Here is a 17,532-nt window from a genome sequence, read left to right as displayed (position 1 = left end):
ACGCCACTTCACCGCCGGGGAGTTCGAGCTGGTTCCATCCGGAGTCTGGACGAGTCCGGCAACCGGGGCACGTTATCCCTTGCGCTGGCAGATTCTGGTTCCTGCATTGAATCTCTCCTTGAATGCTTCTTCGCTGCTGCCGGCCCAGGAAATCGTCAGCCGTTTCGAATTCTCGCCGAACTACTGGGAAGGCGCAGTGGATTACCAGGGAACCATTGCGAGCCAGCCTATATCGGGCGTGGGCTACCTGGAAATGACCGGCTACGACAAACCGGTCACGGACTTGTAGCGCCTACAGCGGAGGGGTCGAGTCATGCGGTCTGCACGCCGTCTTACCGAGAGCGGCAAAGATGCCGCACCAGCCGAAGGCTGCTGAAAACAGCGCCCAACCGGAAAGGAAGAGCAGGATGGGACTCCACGTGGTTGTGATTGCCCAAGCCAGCAGTGCTGCCGCGACGGCCAGCCGCACCGCCCGGTCGCGGCCGGCAATGTTTCGGACTTTCGCGCGAGTTTCTGCTCCCGCCAACTTGCGGTACACCATGCGAAGCAGGAATCCCGCTGCAAAGGCCATTGCATACATGACCAGGACATAGCCGTAACCAAACGGAGAAAGCAGAAATCCAACCGGAGAGGTTGCGAAGAAATCACGCTTCAGCCGGGGTATCAGTCTGAGTGCATTCATGCCCTCCTTGCCGTTAAATGCTTCAATCTCCCCGATGGCCAGCGCATATTTGCTGTCGTTGGTCACGCTCTCCACGCGAATTTCGTACGTTCCGGCAGCAATGCGCCGCTTGAATTCCGGCCCCATCCAGTACCAGTCTCGGCCAAATTCCTCCCAATACCGCTTCCACGCGAAGGTCTTCCCATCCAGCTCGGCTATAGATTCCGCGGTTTTGCCCAGCCGGAAAACTGCCGCCGATACATCTTTTTGCTGTCCGTGGATGTCCGGAACCAGCACGTTGACGTAAAGCTCAAATGGCTTCTCTGAGCTGATTTGGTACACATGCGGGCTGCCGGATAGCTTGGCATAGAAGGCTTTGGAAATCTCAGGATCGCTCACCATGGTCCGTGATTCGCTTACGATGCGCGGCTGATGCGCCTCCAGCAAAGCCGGTGCCCAAGCCAGTGCAAACGCCGCGAGCAGAGCGTGCTGAAATGCGCGAAACACAGGATCAATTGGATTCATACTTGGAACTCCACCTCTGATGCTGCGCAGCATGGGAACACAGTCTTGTTCAGACTTCTCTGGCATTGCATGCCTCGCGGGCGATTCTGCGCAACATACCGGCAAACAGAATTTCGTGAATTGGGTACAGCGAGTACCAGTAGAGCAGGCCTAGCACGCCAGCCGGGTCGAAGATTGCGGTCTGACAGATGGTGGAGCCTTCATCTGCCGCATCGACTTCGAACTGCAACCAAGCGCGACCCGGTATTTTCATCTCAGCGGACAGCCGCAAGAAGTGATCCGGCTCGAATGCTTCCACGCGCCAAAAGTCCACCGTGTCGCCGGGCCGCATCGTTTCCGTATCGCGCCGGCCGCGCCGCATGCCAGCCCCGCCGAAAAGTAGGTCCAGCCAGCCGCGTACCCTCCACATCCAGTTGCCGTAGTACCATCCCGTCTTGCCGCCGATCCGCCGGATTGGCTGGAATGCCTGGGCAGGAGTCCGCTCCACATAAGCCGTGCGGGTGTCCACCAGCCGCGAGCCAAACCGAGTGCCGCCCCAGTGTTTCACTTTGCCTTGCGAACTCCGCGCGTCTGACCAGCGCGTTGCGGCGAACTCCTTATCTTCATTGGTCAGCGCCCGCTCAATGGCTTCCCGCAAGCCACGCGGAGCAATGCCCAAAACGGCGGATGCCGTTTGGTCGCGTACCACGGTTTCATTGCGCAAGCTATCCACCAGCTTGCGCCCCACGCGGGCATAAAGGGGCGTTACCAGTCCCAGCCATAAGCTGGAAAGCCTCGGTGTTAGCACCGGGACGGGAACGAAAAAGCGGCGCAGTCCACGCTGACGTGCGTACTCCTTCATGATGTCCTGATAGGAGGCCACATCCGCCCCGCCGATCTCGAAAATCCTGCTTTCCCCGGCCGGGTAATCGAGGGCGGCAATCAGGTAGGCAATGACGTCTTCAATCGCAATGGGCTGCGCCTGTACGCGCACCCATTTGGGAATGATCATGAAGGGCAGCCGGTCCACCAGTGCGCGAATCATCTCAAACGACAGGCTCCCGGAGCCGATGACGATCGAGGCGCGGAACTCGATGGTTGCCACGCTCGATTCGCGAAGAATCCTGCCGACCTCCTGGCGGCTGGCCAGGTGTGGCGAGAGATTGCTGCCGCTGCCCAATCCGCCGAGGTACACAATTCTCCGCACGCCGGCGGCCCGGGCAGCCGAACCAAAGTTGCGTGCGGCCTCGCGGTCGCGCTCTTCAAAATCCCCATTGGCCGCCATGGAGTGGATCAGATAGTAAGCCGTATCCACGCCCTGCATGGCTGCCAGCAGCGATTGCCGATCGGTAACATCGCCTCTCACAACCTGTGTCGTGCTGGCCACGCGCGGGCGCAGAAATTCCGGCTGCCGTGCCAGGCACCGCACTGGCTGGCCGCTCCGCTCCAGTTGCGCCAGCAGTCGGCCTCCGACATACCCCGTAGCTCCCGTTAGCAGGATCCGCTGTTCCGGTTTATGCATTCTTTTTTTTCACCTGCCGGGATGCCCTCATCTCTTGAACAAACGCAAGTGCGCTGAGCGCGCGCGCACGGGCCTCTGTGTGGTCCACGATCGGTCGCGGGTAATCTCTGCCCAGCTTTACACCGGCTGACTCCAGCACTGTGCCCGGAACTACCCATGGCTGATGGATCCACTTGTCGGGCACTCCGGCGAGTTCGGGAATCCACCGCCGGACATAGGTCCCCTGCGGGTCGAACTTCTGGCCCTGAATGACGGGATTGAAAATGCGGAAATAGGGCGCGGCATCATGCCCGCAGCCTGCGGCCCATTGCCAGCCAAAAGTATTGTTCGCCAAGTCTGCATCCACCAGCCGCTCCCAGAACCACCGCGCGCCAGTCTGCCAGGAAATCAGCAGATGCTTGGTGAGAAAACTGGCCACAATCATGCGCACGCGGTTGTGCATCCATCCGGTGTACAGCAGTTCCCGCATGCCGGCATCAACCATGGGATAGCCAGTCAGACCATTCTGCCAAGCTCGTAGCGAACGTTCGTCCTTGCGCCAGGGAAATTTCCTGAACTCATGGTGCGAGGGTTGCTCGGCAGACAGAGGAAAGTGATGAAGAATGTAGTAAGCGAATTCACGCCAGATGAGCTGGCGCAGAAGTGCTTCCGCGGATTGCAGTAAGCCTGTATCCCGTTGCGCGGGACTCTGCGTAACCTGCCGCACAGCGTTCCAGATGCGCCGCGGGCTAATCTCACCAAAGTGCAAGTGGGGCGAGAGGCGCGACGTGCCAGCTAGGCCTGGCAGATCCCGGTTGGTGATGTAGCTTTCGATGGACCGATGAAGAAATTGCTCAAGCATCTTGTGTGTATTTGCCTCGCCTGGCTGCCAGCAGTGGTCCAGACCGTCTGCCCACGCCTGTTCCAGCTGCGGAGTAAAATCCGTTAGAGCAATTGATTCCGGCCAGCGGCGAGGCGACTGAAGAACTGCCGGTTCGGCGCTTGTTTCGGCGGATTGCGGAAGCTGGAGGCAGCGGTTCCAGTAGGATGTGAAAACTTTGTACGGCTCACCTGCTTGATTGAGCACCGCATCGGGGTCAAACAAGAGTGTGGAGTTGAAAAACTCGAGGCCAATGCCCGCATCAGCAAGCGACCGTTTTGTCTGCTGATCTTGATCGGCGGCCAAGGGCTCATAGCGGCGGTTACAGAAAATCCGCCGGACGCCCAGAGAAGAACATATCTCCATTAGTGCTGACAGGGCAGGACCACGGCAGATCACGAGACGTGAGCCCAGCCGCCGCAACTCATCGTCGAGGCAATGCAGAGACTTGTTCAGCCACCATTGGCTTGTCGGACCCGGCGCCCAGCTGTTTTCTTCTTCCCCTGGGTAAAGGAACACCGGTATCACCGGGCCTTGCCTGGCTGCGGCGGTCAGTGCGGGATTGTCATCCAGGCGCAGATCCTGACGAAACCACACGATTGAAGCAGAGGAGTCCATAGTGTGAGCGGGAATTCCGTTTTAGGTTGCGGCAGGCATGTCGGCCGCCATCGTCGTGGGAAATGTGGCGAGCTTCAGGATGTCGCGAAGCTGATTCTGATGGCGCTGCTCGTGTGAGGCGATGAATTTCAGCAGCTCCGGTATGTTGTTGTCGCCCATAAGAGGATGGATGACGCGCATCCGCGTGAAATCCAGATTCGGATTTGCGGCGAACAGTGCTTTCATTTCCGCCTGAGCGCTGCGAACATGGCCCCGGAAGTATGTGCCATCTTTTCGGGTATAGCCGTCAACAAAAACAGTTTTCGGTCTACCTGTAGCTGGGCTGATATCACCATAGCAACTGCCGTTTTCCGCACAACCAGTCGCAGGAATTGCCGGGGACGCTTGAGTGGAAGTCGTTGAAGGTTTCGGAGCAGTTGATGCTTGAGAGGTTGCGGGGGGTGCTATTGTTGCCGGTGTGAGATGAACAGCGGGACTAGGCGTTGTGGCTACTGTATCACTCGTTACGCCAGATCGCAGCATCTGCAGGAATTGGAGGGCACCAGGGTCCTCAACTTGGTTTGGTGGAGGATTCGCGGCTACCAAATTATTAGTTAGTTTCTCCAGTGTGCTTATCTGCGCCTGCAAATCCTTTAACATGGATTGCAGGGATCGAATCGCATTTGCAAGATCATTGGAGTTCTGTGAATTCGCTTCTGGCGTAGTCTTTTGCGTAACAGTAGGATTGGAGGAGACTGCCGCAGCACCAATCTTAACGCCCTTTGACGATATCTTGCCTTCGGAATTAACCGTGAATCGGACTGAGCAGCCGGAGAACGCATATTGAAGAATCGTAACTGTCTGAACAGTTTCAATTTGACTCGGCTCGCCTAAACGCTCCTGAACATCCGCCCATGAGCTTGCATTCGGGCCCGAATAATTCGCGGTGGTCCGAATCGAGTCTACTTTCAGTTGCACTTCAGCACATCCGCCAGCCGCGTTCCCAGCCGGGACAAAAAGAATGGTTATCAGCGCCAACAAAAACACGAAAATGGATTTTCGCATGTAGACCTCCGAGTTTCACTTTGTTGCCTGAATTATACTCCCCCCCTAGCCTCCCTTCAGATATTCCTTTTTTTCTTTCTCTCCCCGCGAGGAAATCAGGAGCTGGGAATAGAAGATCCCACCAGTGTCCAAGGCTAGGGGGGTGCACTTTTGGAAGCCCCTATCTCCTATCCCATAGTGGCGTTGACGGGGCGGGGTGATTCCCCTAGACTTGAGCTAGGTTGCAGTGCGGTCGGCGGAACGGCGAATTCCTTGGAAATGTGGGCGATGGGGATGGCTAGCGGCTTGTTGAAAAAACCCATGGAGTTGTCATTCCGAAGTCCGGTGTTTTTTGCCGGACTGAGGAATCTGCTTGGTCGTCATTGCGATCGGAAAAGCAGGTTCCTCGCTGCGCTCGGAATGACACCTAAAGTGGCTCTGATGGTGGCGCTGGCACTATTGATAGTGACGACACTGGCGGGCATCGTGCCGTCCGCGCGGGCGCAGGGGTCTGCGCCGATGACGTCGCGGCAGGAGATTGTGGCGGAGCCGGACCTTACTTTGTTTGCGGTGATGGCGGCACTGAACGCGGCGGGGTATGACTCGGGGATGGAGCGGCCGGAGTTGTCGCCCGTGCGGGCGGCGGTGCGCGAGGAGTTGAAGGGCAAGCAGTATCCGAGCCTGCCTGCGCTGCGCGAGTTTTACAAGGCGCACCGGCTGGCTGATCCGGCGCGCGACCTGAGCCGCTATGTTTCCTTCGCGCTGCTGATCGGGCCTCCGCCGAAGTTTGAGATTCTTTACAGTCCCGCCAATCTGCCGGCCGACGTGGTCGATCTTCAGGAGTTGCCGCACCTGATCTCGGCGTTCTACGAGCAGGCCGATGTGTCGTCGCTGTGGGTGAAGTATCTGCCGGCGATGCAGCAGGATTCGGAGCGCTATCAGGTGCTGCTCGCGAAGGTGATTCAGGAGACCAACGGGTACTTGGGCGTCGAGAGCGGGACGTTCCTGGGGCGCAAGTTTTCGCTGATGCTGAACCCGCTGGCCGCGCCCGGGCAGACCGAGTCGCGCAATTATGGCGACGGCTACTACCTCATCGCCGGGCCGTCGGTGAGTCTGCCGCAGGACGACATCGAGCACGCTTGGCTGCACTACATTCTCGACCCCTACGTCGGCAAGTTCCCCAACATCGTGCAGTCGAAGGCTCCGCTGGGACGCATCGCGGCGCGCGCGCCCGCGCTGGACCCGATGTTCAAGAGCAGCTTCGATCTGCTGCTGACCGAGTCGCTGATCCGCGCCATTCAGGCCCGTCGCGCGAAGCTCACGGACCGCGAGCGGCTGGCGCTGGCGCAGGATGCCGTTGAAGAAGGCTTCGTGCTCACGGCGTATTTCTACGAAGCGTTGCAGGTCTTTGAGCATCAGCAGGTGGCCTTCAATCTCTACTTCCCGGAATTTGTGGACGGGATGCAGCTCGATAAGGAACAGAAGCGGCTGGCCGAGGTGCGCTTCCGTCCGGCGGCGACGCGCGGGCGGGCCGAGGCGCGTTGGTCGCCGCTTGAGCAGATGGCGCGTGAAGCCGAGTTGGCGATGGCGCGCGGCGAGTATGACGCGGCGCGCGCGGGCTTCAATTCGCTGATGGAGTTGTACGGCGCGCAGCCGCGATTCCTTTATGGGCTGGCGCTGGTGGCCAGTCAACAGAAGCAGCCCGAGCAGGCCGCGGGATACTTCGCGGAGACGGCGCGGCGGGCCTCGGACCCGCGCATGAGGGCTTGGGCGCACATCTATCTCGGGCGTCTCTACGACGCCGACGGCCAGCGCAAGCAGGCCGAGGCCGAGTACGAAGCCGCGCTCGGCTCCGGCGACGTTTCGCCCGACACGCGCGAGGCCGCGGAAAAGGGATTGAAGACGCCGTTCACGAATCCCAAGCCGGCGTCTGCTCCTAACGACGCGGAGGAAGCGCCCGCGCGCGTCCGCACACCATTAGGCGGCGATGGGGCCAACGTGCCGGTCCCTGCGCAATGAGAGCGGTCATCAAAGCCCTGGAAGTCATGAACATTTTCCACATCGTGTATTTCGTTTGCATGATCGCGGCGGCCTGCATGGCGTTGCTGCAAACCCCACTGCTTATCGCGCAGCAGGCGCCGCGCTACTCGCTGGGCATTCCTTCGATGGACGAGATTCCCGCCGAGGCCATACCGCCCGCGCCCGCGCCGGTGCGCCGCGCGCCGCCTGCGCCCTCGCCGCAAGCCAAGTCGCCGGAGGAAACTGCCGCATACGAGAAGTTCGTCAAGGAGCAACGCGCCGACGAGCGCATCCGGCTGGTGGAGGATTTTCTGCTTCAGTATCCCCAATCCGAGATGAAGCAGTTTGCCTATCAGGCCGCCACGGAGGCCTACCGGCGCAAGAACGATCTGGGGCGCATGCTGACTTACGCCGAGCTGACGCTGGCGGAGAATCCCGAAAATATGCAGGCGCTACTGACGCTGGCGCAATCGTTGCCGGATAGCGTGGGCCGCGACGACCCGGATTTCCACGACAGGCTGGAAGAGGCCGAGCAGCACGCGCGCAAGATTATTGAGGTGGTGGCGAAGGCGGTGCGTCCGGCGCGCGTAACGCCGCCGCAGTGGCAGCAGACGCGCAATGATGCGGAGTCCTCGGCGCGGCTGGCGCTGGGATTGACGGCCATGATGCGCGAGGACTACGCCGCCGCCGAGACGGAGTATGCCGCGGCGTTGCAGTTGATCGAGAAGCCCGATGCGCTGACGCTCTATCGGTTGGGGCTGACCTATTCATTCTTGAAGAAGTACGGCGAGTCGATTGACGCATTGCAGAAGGCTGCTGTGGCGGGCGGCGTGAAGTCGCGCACGGCCGGCGGCGCGCCGCGCGATCTGGTGGCCGAGGCGGTGGCGATGGTGGAAAAGTCACGCGGGCCGGTTTCCGATACCTCTTCCGGCGCAGCGGGCGGCGATAATATAAGTGAGGGCGGGCAGAACGTCGAACCAGTGCCGCCAGCGGCAACGATACCGTTGCCGTAGTGCCATTAACTTCAGAGTGGACGACAACAGATCAGTGAGCATGGGACATCATCATCAGTCCGCTCCGGGCGACATCTCGGAGTTGGAAGCGAGACTCGGCTACTGTTTTGCGCAGCGCGGGTTGATCGAGAAGGCGCTCACGCATCGCTCCCATCTTACGGGGCAAACTGGAGGGCCGCGCCACGCATCCAATGAGTTGTTGGAGTATTTGGGCGACTCGGTGCTGGCGTTACTGGTCAGCGAGACCCTGATCCAGAGGCATCCGCTGGAAGGCGAGGGCGATCTTTCGAAGCGCCGCTCGCGGCTGGTGAGCGAGGCGCATCTGTATCAGGCGGCCGAGCGATTGGGCTTGGGTGCGTATCTGCGGCTCGGTCGAGGCGAGGAGCGCGCCGGGGGGCGGGGCAAAAAAGCTTTGCTCGCCGATGCCATGGAGGCGCTGCTGGCGGCGGTCTATCTGGATGGCGGGTTGGAGCCGGCGCGTGAGTTTGTGAAGCGGTTGGTGCTGGAACCGGTTGACGGCGAAGCCCTGCCAGCCACAGACTATAAAACAGAGTTGCAGGAGGCGCTGCAGGAACGCAAACTCACCGCACCTCGTTATGTGGTGGTGAAAGAGAGTGGTCCCGAGCATCGCAAAATCTTCACGGTGCAGGTGTTGATTCAGGGCGAGGCCGCGGCTGTGGCCGAGGGCGAAACAAAGAAGGCTGCGCAACAGGCTGCCGCGCGCATCGCGCTCGGCAAAGTGCGGCAGAGTGAAAAAAGTTGCGCTGAGGCGGAGTAACCAAGTGGCGAACGATCAGGAACATGAGAACGAAATAGCGAACACGGAGCCGCAGCAGGATGCTGTTCAGGCGGAACCAGCTTCATCCCATGGTCCCGATGGCGAAGGAAAGTCCACGGCGCGCGAGTACCTGGAATCGCTGGTGGTAACGGTGATCCTGGCGCTGTTCGGGACGACGTTTCTGATTCAAGCGTTCAAGATTCCATCGTCCTCGATGGAGAATTCGCTCTTAATCGGCGACCACCTGATGGTGGACAAGGTAGGCTACGGTCCCGGCGGGATGTGGAGTTGGCTGCTGCCCTACGTGGACGTGGAGCGCGATCAGATCATCGTGTTCCGCTATCCGCTGGACCCCACTACCTATTTCGTCAAGCGAGTCATTGGTATTCCGGGCGACCGCATTCGGCTGGAGAACAAAGAGGTCTACCGCAATGGCGAGAGGTTGATGCAGGATTTCGCTGTGCACAAGAGCGACGACTACAACAATTTCCGCGACAGCTTCCCCGACTTCATCTCCGGCGCCGGATTTCCCGATTGGATGAACGAGTATCGCAACTACGTTAAGGACAGAGAGATCGTGGTGCCCGAAGGCAAGTACTTCGCCATGGGCGACAATCGCGACATGAGTTCGGATAGCCGCTACTGGGGGTTTGTGCCGCGCGAGAATATAGTTGGCAAACCACTGATCCTTTATTGGTCGTTTGAGTCCACCAGCGAGGAGTATCGCGAGTCGGGAGCGGGGAATTATCTGACGCGCGTGGTCCATGTGCTATTGAACTTCCCGCAAAAGACGCGCTGGGCCCGCATGTTCCATATCATTCGTTAGTTGATCTGATAGAGCCGTGACCGAAGGGCGCGGTAACCTTCGCCGACTCTCTGTGACCATTCAAAGTGACCGCTCTCTTTCGGTCGCGGCGCGGATTTGAAAACGAGATTCTTGTGACAAATCAGGAACAAATCGAGCGGTCGGGCTCCCCGGAGTTAGCTACTCCGGGGCCGCATCGGCGTTTCTTCAAGCGTCGCGTCGTGGGCCTTGTGGTGGGGCTATTGCTGGCCGGATGGCTGCTTCCCATTCTGGTGCGCCTGAATTATTTGCAGGACGAAATTGCCGCCGCGCTCTCAATCAGTCTGGGTCGCCCGGTGCGCGTCGGCGACGTGCATCCGCATTTGGTTGGTGGATTGGATTCCGGTGTGAGCCTGGGACTGGGCTTTGAAGTCGAGAATGTGGAGATTGCAGACGATCCGCGCTTCGGGATCGAGCCGGTGGCCCGCATCGAAGTGGTGGAGGCGCGGCTGGCCGTTCGCTCCATCTGGCGTCGTCGCTTCGAGTTTTCCCGCATCACGCTGGTCCGGCCCAGCATCAATCTGGTTCGTGCCGCCACAGAGAATGGAGGGATATGGAATTTCTCCACACTGGCGGGTGCGCACGCGACGGCCTCCGGTGTTGGCGAAGGGAACGCCGCGGATCCCGGCATTCCTGATTACTCCTCCAATTATCCTGATATCCGAATTGTAGATGGCCGCTGGAACATCAAGTTGGACAATCGCAAGAAGACGCTGTACCTGGGCGCTCTGGATCTTGATTTGCGAGCCCCGCGTAAACCGAATGAGCCTTGGGTGGTTGAATTCTCGGCAACTCCCAGCCGCTCCACCTTCGCTCAAATGCCCGCGTTTCTTGTTCGCGGTGAAGGGCAAATTGGTCCATTCGCGGGCGCTGGATTGACGGCTGCGGGCGTGCCCATGAAGCTGAGTTGGCGCGTCGAAGATGCGTTGCTCGGCGAAGTCGCCGGCGTCCTGGCGGGATCGGAGCAGGGCGTACACGGATCGCTCAACGTATCCGGCGAAGTCGCAGGAACTACTTCGCTGCTGCGCGTGATGGGCCGTGCCGTTATGAGTGATCTGCATAGCTGGGACAAGATACCTCGTCATACGCCCACAGAGATTCCCGCTGAATTTTCCGGCATCCTCGATCTCCAGCAGGACGCATTCCAGGTTGTGAACCTTTCGTTCCCCATTTCCGGCCCCATTTCCGGCGGGCCGCTAAAGGGCGGTGCGCGGAAGGCGGGACGGATTCGCGTGGAAGGACGGATCGAGCAGCTTTCCACCATTCCACTGTTGCGGCTGGACGCCCAGCTCAACGACCTCTCCCTGACCGCGCTGAGCGCCCTCGCCGAACAGTTCTCCCTGGGGCTGGACCCGAGTTTACAGATCAAGGGAATGCTTGGCGGCAGTATCGAGATGCATGGGCTGCCCGAAACGTGGAGCGGGGAACTGCTGATCGAGCACGCGGAATTTCAGCGGCTCATCGCCGATAGTGTGGCGATGCCGTCTGCGCCAGGAACGGAGAAAGACGCTGCTTCTCCCGTCGCCCGTGTGCGCATGGGATCCGTGCCTATACGATTTGGGAAGGGAAAGTTCGAGGCTGGCCCCGCGACGGCGGATTTCGGCGCCGGAGGGCCGCTGCGGATCGTCGCGCGCGGCAACCTGTTCGATCCGGTTCGCAGCATTGCGCTGCGAGGCAATCAGATTGCCCTAACCGAACTGCTGCACTGGGCTCCCCTGTTTAGAAGTGAGTTGCGTGGCGAGCCGAGCGCCGCATGGTTGTCGATGACGGCTGGTTCCGCCGCGCTGAATCTGGAGATCAACTATGCCGCCGATTCATCCGTGAAGTTAACTGGACGCGCTGATATAGACGGCGCGCAGATGCGCGTATCCCGGCTGGAAGTTCCGCTGGAGTTGACCTCGGCGCGAGTGCAGTTCCGTAACCGGACCATGCAGATGCGTTCACTTGCTGGAAAAATCGGGGATACTGCTTTACGCGGCGTCGCAACCCTTTCATTGCCCGCTCCAGTCTCGCTCTCCGAACCCGTCCCACTTCCGCCCATTGCGATCACCTTCAATCTGGAGACGGATGAGTTGCATCTTGATTCAGCCGCGAAGCCGTTGCCAGCCAGTGAGCGTTCATGGCTCTCCGCATTATTCAACAGGAATAAACCGGTGAGTCATCGCGCATTCCCGCCGCTGGCGGCCGTAGGAAAACTCAAAGCGGCACGGATACTCTATGCCGGCCTGGAATTCACGAACGCAACGGGAAGCGCGAAGTGGGATGGTGGCGCGCTAACGCTGAGCCAGGTTCGCGCAGGCCTTGCCGACGGCGAAGTGCAGGGCGAAGGGGTGTTTCGCCTGTCCGATGCGCCCTTCGCAATTGATTTGTCGACGAAGTTTCAGCGAGTGAATGCCGAGGCGTTAGCGGATCGTTTTCCGGAATGGCGCGGACAGTTCGCCGGTCATCTCAATGGAGAGCTGTTGTTGAAGGGTTCAGGTGACAACTGGGAGCAGGTACAGCGGGAGTTGCAGGGGGCCGGTGAGTTGAGTGGAAAGGAAATCACGGTGCGCCGTTGGCCGTTGCAACGCGGCCCATCCGCGGTTTCCCCATCCGCGGTTTCCGTTGTCGCCACTGCTCCCGCTCCTGTTCCCGATGCCAAAGCATTGCCTGCGGCCGCTGAATTCGCGGAGTTCAAAGCGAGTTTCCAGATTGCCAAACAGTCAGTTCAGATCAATGAATTTGCGGCCACAGCGGCGTCCCGAGACGCTGTTCGGCGCGTCGCCGATGTGTACCGAGCCACGGGCACGATCGGTTTTGACCATGCCGTCAATCTTACGGTCGAGAGTTTGAGCGAGGGCCGGAAAGAGGGGCTGGCGCAGCAGTGGGTCGGGGCACTCTCCGATCTCCGGCTGGTCGAGGCCATTCCAGTGAATCGCAATGCATCGCTACAAACCCGTTAGGTAATTCGCCCTAGCCTGCTGAACCACTGAGGTGAATGACATGATGACTCACGATATGAACCGCCGGCTTGCTTATGATGGTCAGGGCACACCGCCCGCAAGGCCGGCTCCCCTCCTGCGGCTGCTCCGGATTCTGCAAGCTGCGATGCTGCTGGCCCTGTATGTTCCGGCGCTGATGGCGGCCGATGGTGTAACGCGTGAGGCTGCCAACTCTGCTCGCGCTAAGCTGAAGAGCATTCAGGGCGGAGCGTTTCAAAAGCCGGGGATTCCGGGAAATATAGAATCGATGACGGTCTCTCCTGATCGCATCCATGTGTCTCAACAGGAATCAAACTCTTTACTCGCGCTGGACCTGGCCGGTGCATACCCGAATGGGGTCTCCGCCGTCGAAGTGGAGTTTCAGAGCGGCCGTGTCTTAGGGACCGCGCAACTGGACTTTGATTTGCTGAAACAGTCTGCGCCGACGCCCGTCCCGCTGGTATGGCAATACCTGCTGTTCGGGCAGCACGCTCTCCGGGTGGAAGGCCAGCTCTCCGGCACCAATGGGCAGGGTGAGTTCAAGCTCGAAGCGGTTACCTTGAATGGCTATCCCGTGCCACAGATTTTGATCGATGCATTGATGAGCATTTTCATGACGCCGCGCTTTCCCAGCGTTAAACTGGATGAGCCGTTTTCCCTGCCATACTCCATTGACAGCCTCACAGTTCTGCCAGGTCGGATTGAAGTCGCTGGATCAGACGCGGCAAAGCTCTAACCCCAATTACAATTCAGTAAACCTTCGTTGTAAGATCGCACTATGAAGCGTGATGCAGCGAGACTACCGGCGAAGATGTATCCACCGGCGAAGGTGCACCTGGCGGCGAAGGTGTCTCTGGCGGCAAAGGTGTATCTGGTTGGAGCGGGGCCGGGAGATCCCGGTCTGCTGACGCTCAAGGGTCACGAAATCTTGTGCCGCGCCGACGTCATCATCCACGATTATCTGGCTAATCCAGAGCTGCTGCTGTGGGCGCGTCCCGATGCCGAGGTCATCTACGTCGGCATGCACGCCGATGACCGCATGAAGCAGGCGGAGATCAACTCGCTTCTGGTGACCAAGGCTCGCGAAGGCAAAGTCGTGTGCCGGATGAAAGGGGGCGACCCGTTTATCTTTGGTCGCGGCGGGGAAGAGGCTGAGTTCGTGGCTCGCGCGGGCATCCCCTTCGAGATTGTTCCCGGCGTGAGCGCGGGCTACGCCGTGCCGGCCTATGCGGGTATACCGCTCACGCATCGCCAACTGGCCTCCAGCGTACTTTTCCTCACCGGGCACGAAGACCCGGAGAAGGAAGAAGCCTCGCATCTTGATTGGGAGAAGATTGCGCACGGGGCATCGACGCTGGTGTTCTTCATGGGCGTCAAGACGCTTCCTCAGATCGCTGAAAATCTGATCCGCGCGGGCCGCTCGTTTTCGACACCGGTTGCCGTGATTCGCTGGGGCACGCGCGGTGAGCAGCAGGTAGTCACCGGCACGCTGGCCACCATCGTCGAGCTAGTTCACGCGGCGGGATTGAAGCCTCCCGCGCTGACCGTTGTCGGCGATGTGGTGCGCATGAGGGAGACGCTGCAGTGGTTCGAGAAGCAGCCGCTGTTCGGCCAGCGGATTCTGATTACACGGCCGCGAAATCAGGCAGCCGAGCTGGTGCAACCGCTGCGCGCCCTGGGTGCCGAAACTCTGGAACTGCCCACCATCGCCATAGAAGACCCTGAAGATTGGTCGGGGCTGGATGGCGCGCTCAAGAAAATCAAGCAGTACGATTGGCTCGTCTTCACCAGCGCCAATGGCGTGCGCCAGTTCATGAAGCGACTGGCGCAGGCAGGGCAGGATATCCGCGCGCTGACTGGAGCGAAGCTGTGCGCCATCGGCCCGGCCACGGCGGACGAGTTGCGCACGCTTCATCTGCAGGTGGACAAGGTGCCGAACGAGTATGTCGCAGAGGGCGTGGTGAAGTCCTTCGCACGAGTTCCATTGAAGGGCAAGCGCATTTTGATGCCCCGAGCGCGAGTGGCGCGAGATGTCCTGCCCGATGCACTGCGCGCACGCGGCGCACGTGTGGATGTGGTGGAGGCCTATCGCTCAGTGCTGCCGCAAGATTCGGCGCAGCGCGCTCAAGTGATCTTCGAGCGGCACGCGCCCACGCTGGCGGTGTTCACGAGTTCCTCCGCCGTGAATAATCTCTTCAAGCTGCTGCCCGAGGCCGAACTGCGGCGGCATCTCGACAGTGTGAAGATCGCCTCCATCGGCCCCATCACCAGCCAGACGTTGCGCGACCATGGCCTTGCCGTCTCCATGGAGCCCGCCGAGCACACCGTGCCCGCGCTGGTGCGCGCCATCCTCGATCACTTCCAAAGTGCGGTGTCTGCGTAGCCACGGCACGCAGTTGGTGCCGTGGGATTTGGCGAGGGTGTACGCCGGGACGAAAAGCCCACGGCACAAAAATCGTGCCGTGGCTACCACGGCGTCGATTACCAATGCATTTACAGGTGGCAGGATTGGCGGCGGAGAATTTCGTGGATGTTTTGCGAAAACACGGAGCGCGGCAGCACCAGATCGCAGCCGGCCTGCTCGGCGGCGCGTTTGAGGTCAATCTGCGTGTGGGAGAGATAGCCCAGCACCGGAATGCTCGCCGTGGCTGGCTCCGCCTTCAAGCGTGAGATGAGGCGGACACCATCGAGCGTCAGATGATTCAGATCGACGATCACCAGACACGAACTGCCGGGCACCGCGCTGATCAGTTTTTCTTCGTGCTGGATGAACTGCACAGGGCAACCAGCCTGCTTCGCCGCCGCTAATATCTTGGCCGTAAACATCAAGTCGGCTACCGCCGCGATCACACGCCACGGCTGGCTGGCGGCATCCGGAGACTTCATGGCGATATTGGTGTCGATGCAGTCCATATGCTTTGAGTATAGCCGTTCAGCCGATTCCGTGGAGAACTGCCCGTATCAAAAAAACGGGCCGAGTCCGCTAACCCTTTGGGTGGGTTGGATTAGCTTTCTCGGCCCTATGGACGCGCCATCCGGGGCGGATGGCTTTTGGTCAAGTCTAGTCAGTATGTGTGGTTATTTGTTGGATGTCCTTCAACCCCTCCGAGTTGTCCAAAGTCTCCTCTGAAACCGTCTTTGGAGAAGAAGTACATCCTCCGTTGAATACACTCTTGCATACCCATTGAAAATAGTAAAGCCCTAAATACAAAATAAAGTTTGTTGATTAAATCAACTTTTTGGACAGGACTATGCTAAATTGATGGGCTATTTGCGAGATTGCCAAGACGATGGTCAGATATTTGGCAACTCGCGCCGCTTGGACGCTTTCATAACTTCTTGGAGGAAGTTAATGCCACACATTCAGATCACTATGCTCACGGGTCGCACGACGGACCAGAAGCGCAAGGTCGCTGAGCGCATCACGGAAACCATCGTTCAGGAGATGGGCACGCAACCGGACAACGTGACGATTGCTTTCGTTGAAGTTGCCACCACCGACTTCGCCAAAGCCGGCGTGCTGAACTCCGACAAGAAAAAATAGGGTTTCAGAGAATCGCGTGGGCTTACCAGCGCTTGAATTGTTTGCTGAGAGAGAGGCCCTGGGACTGGTAGGACGAGCCGATCTTGGGCCCGTAGATTTTGTACGGAGTCTCGGTGAGGCGTTCGTATTCGAGTCGCGCGACGACCTGCCCGTCATCCAGCACGAAGGGAACTTCGTGTGAGCGAACTTCTAATACCGCTCGTGTGCCGCGGCCTTCGTGGAGGTCGTGTCCGAATCCGGGATCGAAGAATCCCGCGTAATGGATGCGGAACTCGCCCATCGACGGATCGAACGCCACCATCTCCGCCGCCAGCTCCGGCGGCACCCGCACTTTTTCCTTGGACACCAGAATGTAGAAGTCATCCGGGTTCAGGATGATTCGCGGCGTTGCGTGGATGGGCTCCCAAAACTCGGACGGATTGTAGTGATCGACGAGTGAAAGATCCACCAGCGGCGCGTGGTCCTTGGCTTTGTATCCGACGATAGCGTCCTTGCCCTGCGGTTCCGGCCCAAACCCGGCAAGGTCAATGGAAATCAGCCGCGGCGAGTCCGCGGGAAGATTATCTGGCGTGAAGGCCAGCGGGTCTTCCTCATGCAGCTTACCCAACTCGAAGTCCTTTGTGAGAGGCGCCGGATTGCCGCGAATAAATCTCACCTGGTTCAAACTCATGCCAGCCTGCAAGCGCACGCTGAAGGTGCGCGGAACCACCTCCGCGTAGAGCTTGCCGCGATAGCCGGGAGGCACGCGCTCGAACTCTGTTCCATAATCCGTTATTAATCGTGTAAAGATATCGAGCCGCCCGGTAGTGCTTTTGGGATTGGTCTTGCCTGCACAATCCTCCGGCAGAAACCATTCCTCCATGAGCGTGACGATATAGACGCAGCGCTTCTCGAAGACCGCGCCGCGAGTCAGGTCAATCTCGCCCATGCCCAACGTGCGGATCTTTTCCGCGACCGTGGAATTCTTTCCAGGCAGGAAGCTGGCCTGCACGCGGTAAGCGACTGGGCCCAGACGCAGGTCTAAACTGGCCGGCTGAATCTGCTTGGGGACGATGGGCTGCGCAGACCGGATCATCTCCGAAGCGATGAACTCCTCGATTTTCTGCGACGGGCATACGCCGGTGGAACGTGGTTCAGGCGTCTTGCGCTCGAGCTCGGGAAACAGCAACACGGCATCTCTCATAGAT

The 17,532-nt window shown here is 59.5% G+C and carries 15 protein-coding genes; 9 read left to right on the top strand and 6 right to left on the bottom strand.

From position 1 onward, the window contains the following. Positions 1 to 289, top strand: a 289-nt coding sequence (locus EXQ56_06605) for a carotenoid 1,2-hydratase (GenBank protein MSO20124.1), incomplete at its 5' end; no start/stop codon positions are given. Positions 290 to 292: 3 nt separating this feature from the next. Here EXQ56_06605 and EXQ56_06600 read toward each other — a convergent pair. The 4 genes from EXQ56_06600 to EXQ56_06585 are packed head-to-tail and all read right to left on the bottom strand — an operon-like array spanning position 293 to position 5,208. Then, complete coding sequence (locus tag EXQ56_06600) at positions 293 to 1,252, bottom strand: DUF2892 domain-containing protein (protein MSO20123.1); 960 nt, start codon at positions 1,250 to 1,252, stop codon at positions 293 to 295. Then, positions 1,236 to 2,687, bottom strand: coding sequence for an SDR family oxidoreductase (locus EXQ56_06595; GenBank protein ID MSO20122.1), 1,452 nt, complete (start codon positions 2,685 to 2,687; stop codon positions 1,236 to 1,238). Before EXQ56_06595 ends, EXQ56_06600 begins: the two co-directional genes overlap by 17 nt. Then, complete coding sequence (locus EXQ56_06590; GenBank protein ID MSO20121.1) at positions 2,680 to 4,164, bottom strand: deoxyribodipyrimidine photo-lyase; 1,485 nt, start codon at positions 4,162 to 4,164, stop codon at positions 2,680 to 2,682. Before EXQ56_06590 ends, EXQ56_06595 begins: the two co-directional genes overlap by 8 nt. 21 nt (positions 4,165 to 4,185) lie before the next feature. Then, positions 4,186 to 5,208, bottom strand: coding sequence for a hypothetical protein (locus EXQ56_06585; GenBank protein MSO20120.1), 1,023 nt, complete (start codon positions 5,206 to 5,208; stop codon positions 4,186 to 4,188). A 399-nt stretch (positions 5,209 to 5,607) separates the two neighbouring features. Between EXQ56_06585 and EXQ56_06580 the strand changes: the two genes are divergently transcribed. The 7 genes from EXQ56_06580 to cobA all read left to right on the top strand — a co-directional run bounded on the left by EXQ56_06580 (position 5,608) and on the right by cobA (position 15,184). Further along, positions 5,608 to 7,206, top strand: a complete 1,599-nt coding sequence (locus EXQ56_06580; protein ID MSO20119.1) for a hypothetical protein — start codon at positions 5,608 to 5,610, stop codon at positions 7,204 to 7,206. Positions 7,207 to 7,232: 26 nt separating this feature from the next. Further along, positions 7,233 to 8,219: a hypothetical protein gene (locus EXQ56_06575; protein ID MSO20118.1), complete on the top strand. Its 987-nt coding sequence runs from the start codon at positions 7,233 to 7,235 to the stop codon at positions 8,217 to 8,219. Between the two features lie 40 nt (positions 8,220 to 8,259). After that, complete coding sequence (gene rnc / locus EXQ56_06570) at positions 8,260 to 8,997, top strand: ribonuclease III (protein MSO20117.1); 738 nt, start codon at positions 8,260 to 8,262, stop codon at positions 8,995 to 8,997. A gap of 4 nt (positions 8,998 to 9,001) precedes the next feature. Further along, entirely contained in the window at positions 9,002 to 9,823 is an 822-nt protein-coding gene (gene lepB / locus EXQ56_06565; protein MSO20116.1) for a signal peptidase I, read from the top strand. A gap of 113 nt (positions 9,824 to 9,936) precedes the next feature. Further along, on the top strand, positions 9,937 to 12,783 hold the full coding sequence (locus EXQ56_06560) for an AsmA family protein (protein MSO20115.1): 2,847 nt from the start codon (positions 9,937 to 9,939) through the stop codon (positions 12,781 to 12,783). A 40-nt stretch (positions 12,784 to 12,823) separates the two neighbouring features. Further along, a complete protein-coding gene (locus EXQ56_06555; protein MSO20114.1) occupies positions 12,824 to 13,537 on the top strand; it encodes a hypothetical protein in 714 nt (237 codons plus the stop codon). A 75-nt stretch (positions 13,538 to 13,612) separates the two neighbouring features. Next, positions 13,613 to 15,184, top strand: coding sequence for a uroporphyrinogen-III C-methyltransferase (gene cobA, locus EXQ56_06550; GenBank protein ID MSO20113.1), 1,572 nt, complete (start codon positions 13,613 to 13,615; stop codon positions 15,182 to 15,184). A gap of 110 nt (positions 15,185 to 15,294) precedes the next feature. Here the strand turns inward: cobA and EXQ56_06545 are convergent, their stop codons facing one another. Continuing rightward, the gene (locus EXQ56_06545; GenBank protein ID MSO20112.1) at positions 15,295 to 15,714 is read right to left on the bottom strand and encodes a response regulator; all 420 of its coding nucleotides are present in this window, start codon (positions 15,712 to 15,714) and stop codon (positions 15,295 to 15,297) included. Between the two features lie 439 nt (positions 15,715 to 16,153). On the opposite strand from EXQ56_06545, the gene EXQ56_06540 reads away from it, so the two are divergent. Continuing rightward, on the top strand, positions 16,154 to 16,345 hold the full coding sequence (locus EXQ56_06540) for a 4-oxalocrotonate tautomerase (GenBank protein MSO20111.1): 192 nt from the start codon (positions 16,154 to 16,156) through the stop codon (positions 16,343 to 16,345). Between the two features lie 22 nt (positions 16,346 to 16,367). Here EXQ56_06540 and EXQ56_06535 read toward each other — a convergent pair whose 3' ends face one another. Beyond that, a complete protein-coding gene (locus EXQ56_06535; GenBank protein MSO20110.1) occupies positions 16,368 to 17,528 on the bottom strand; it encodes a 2'-deoxycytidine 5'-triphosphate deaminase in 1,161 nt (386 codons plus the stop codon). Between the last annotated feature and the right edge of the window lie 4 nt (positions 17,529 to 17,532).

The sequence above is a fragment of the Acidobacteriota bacterium genome (assembly GCA_009691245.1).
Taxonomy (GTDB): Bacteria; Acidobacteriota; Terriglobia; order 2-12-FULL-54-10; family 2-12-FULL-54-10; genus SHUM01.
The sequence above is the reverse complement of the archived record's forward strand: the minus strand, read 5'-3'. Positions and strand labels throughout refer to the sequence as shown.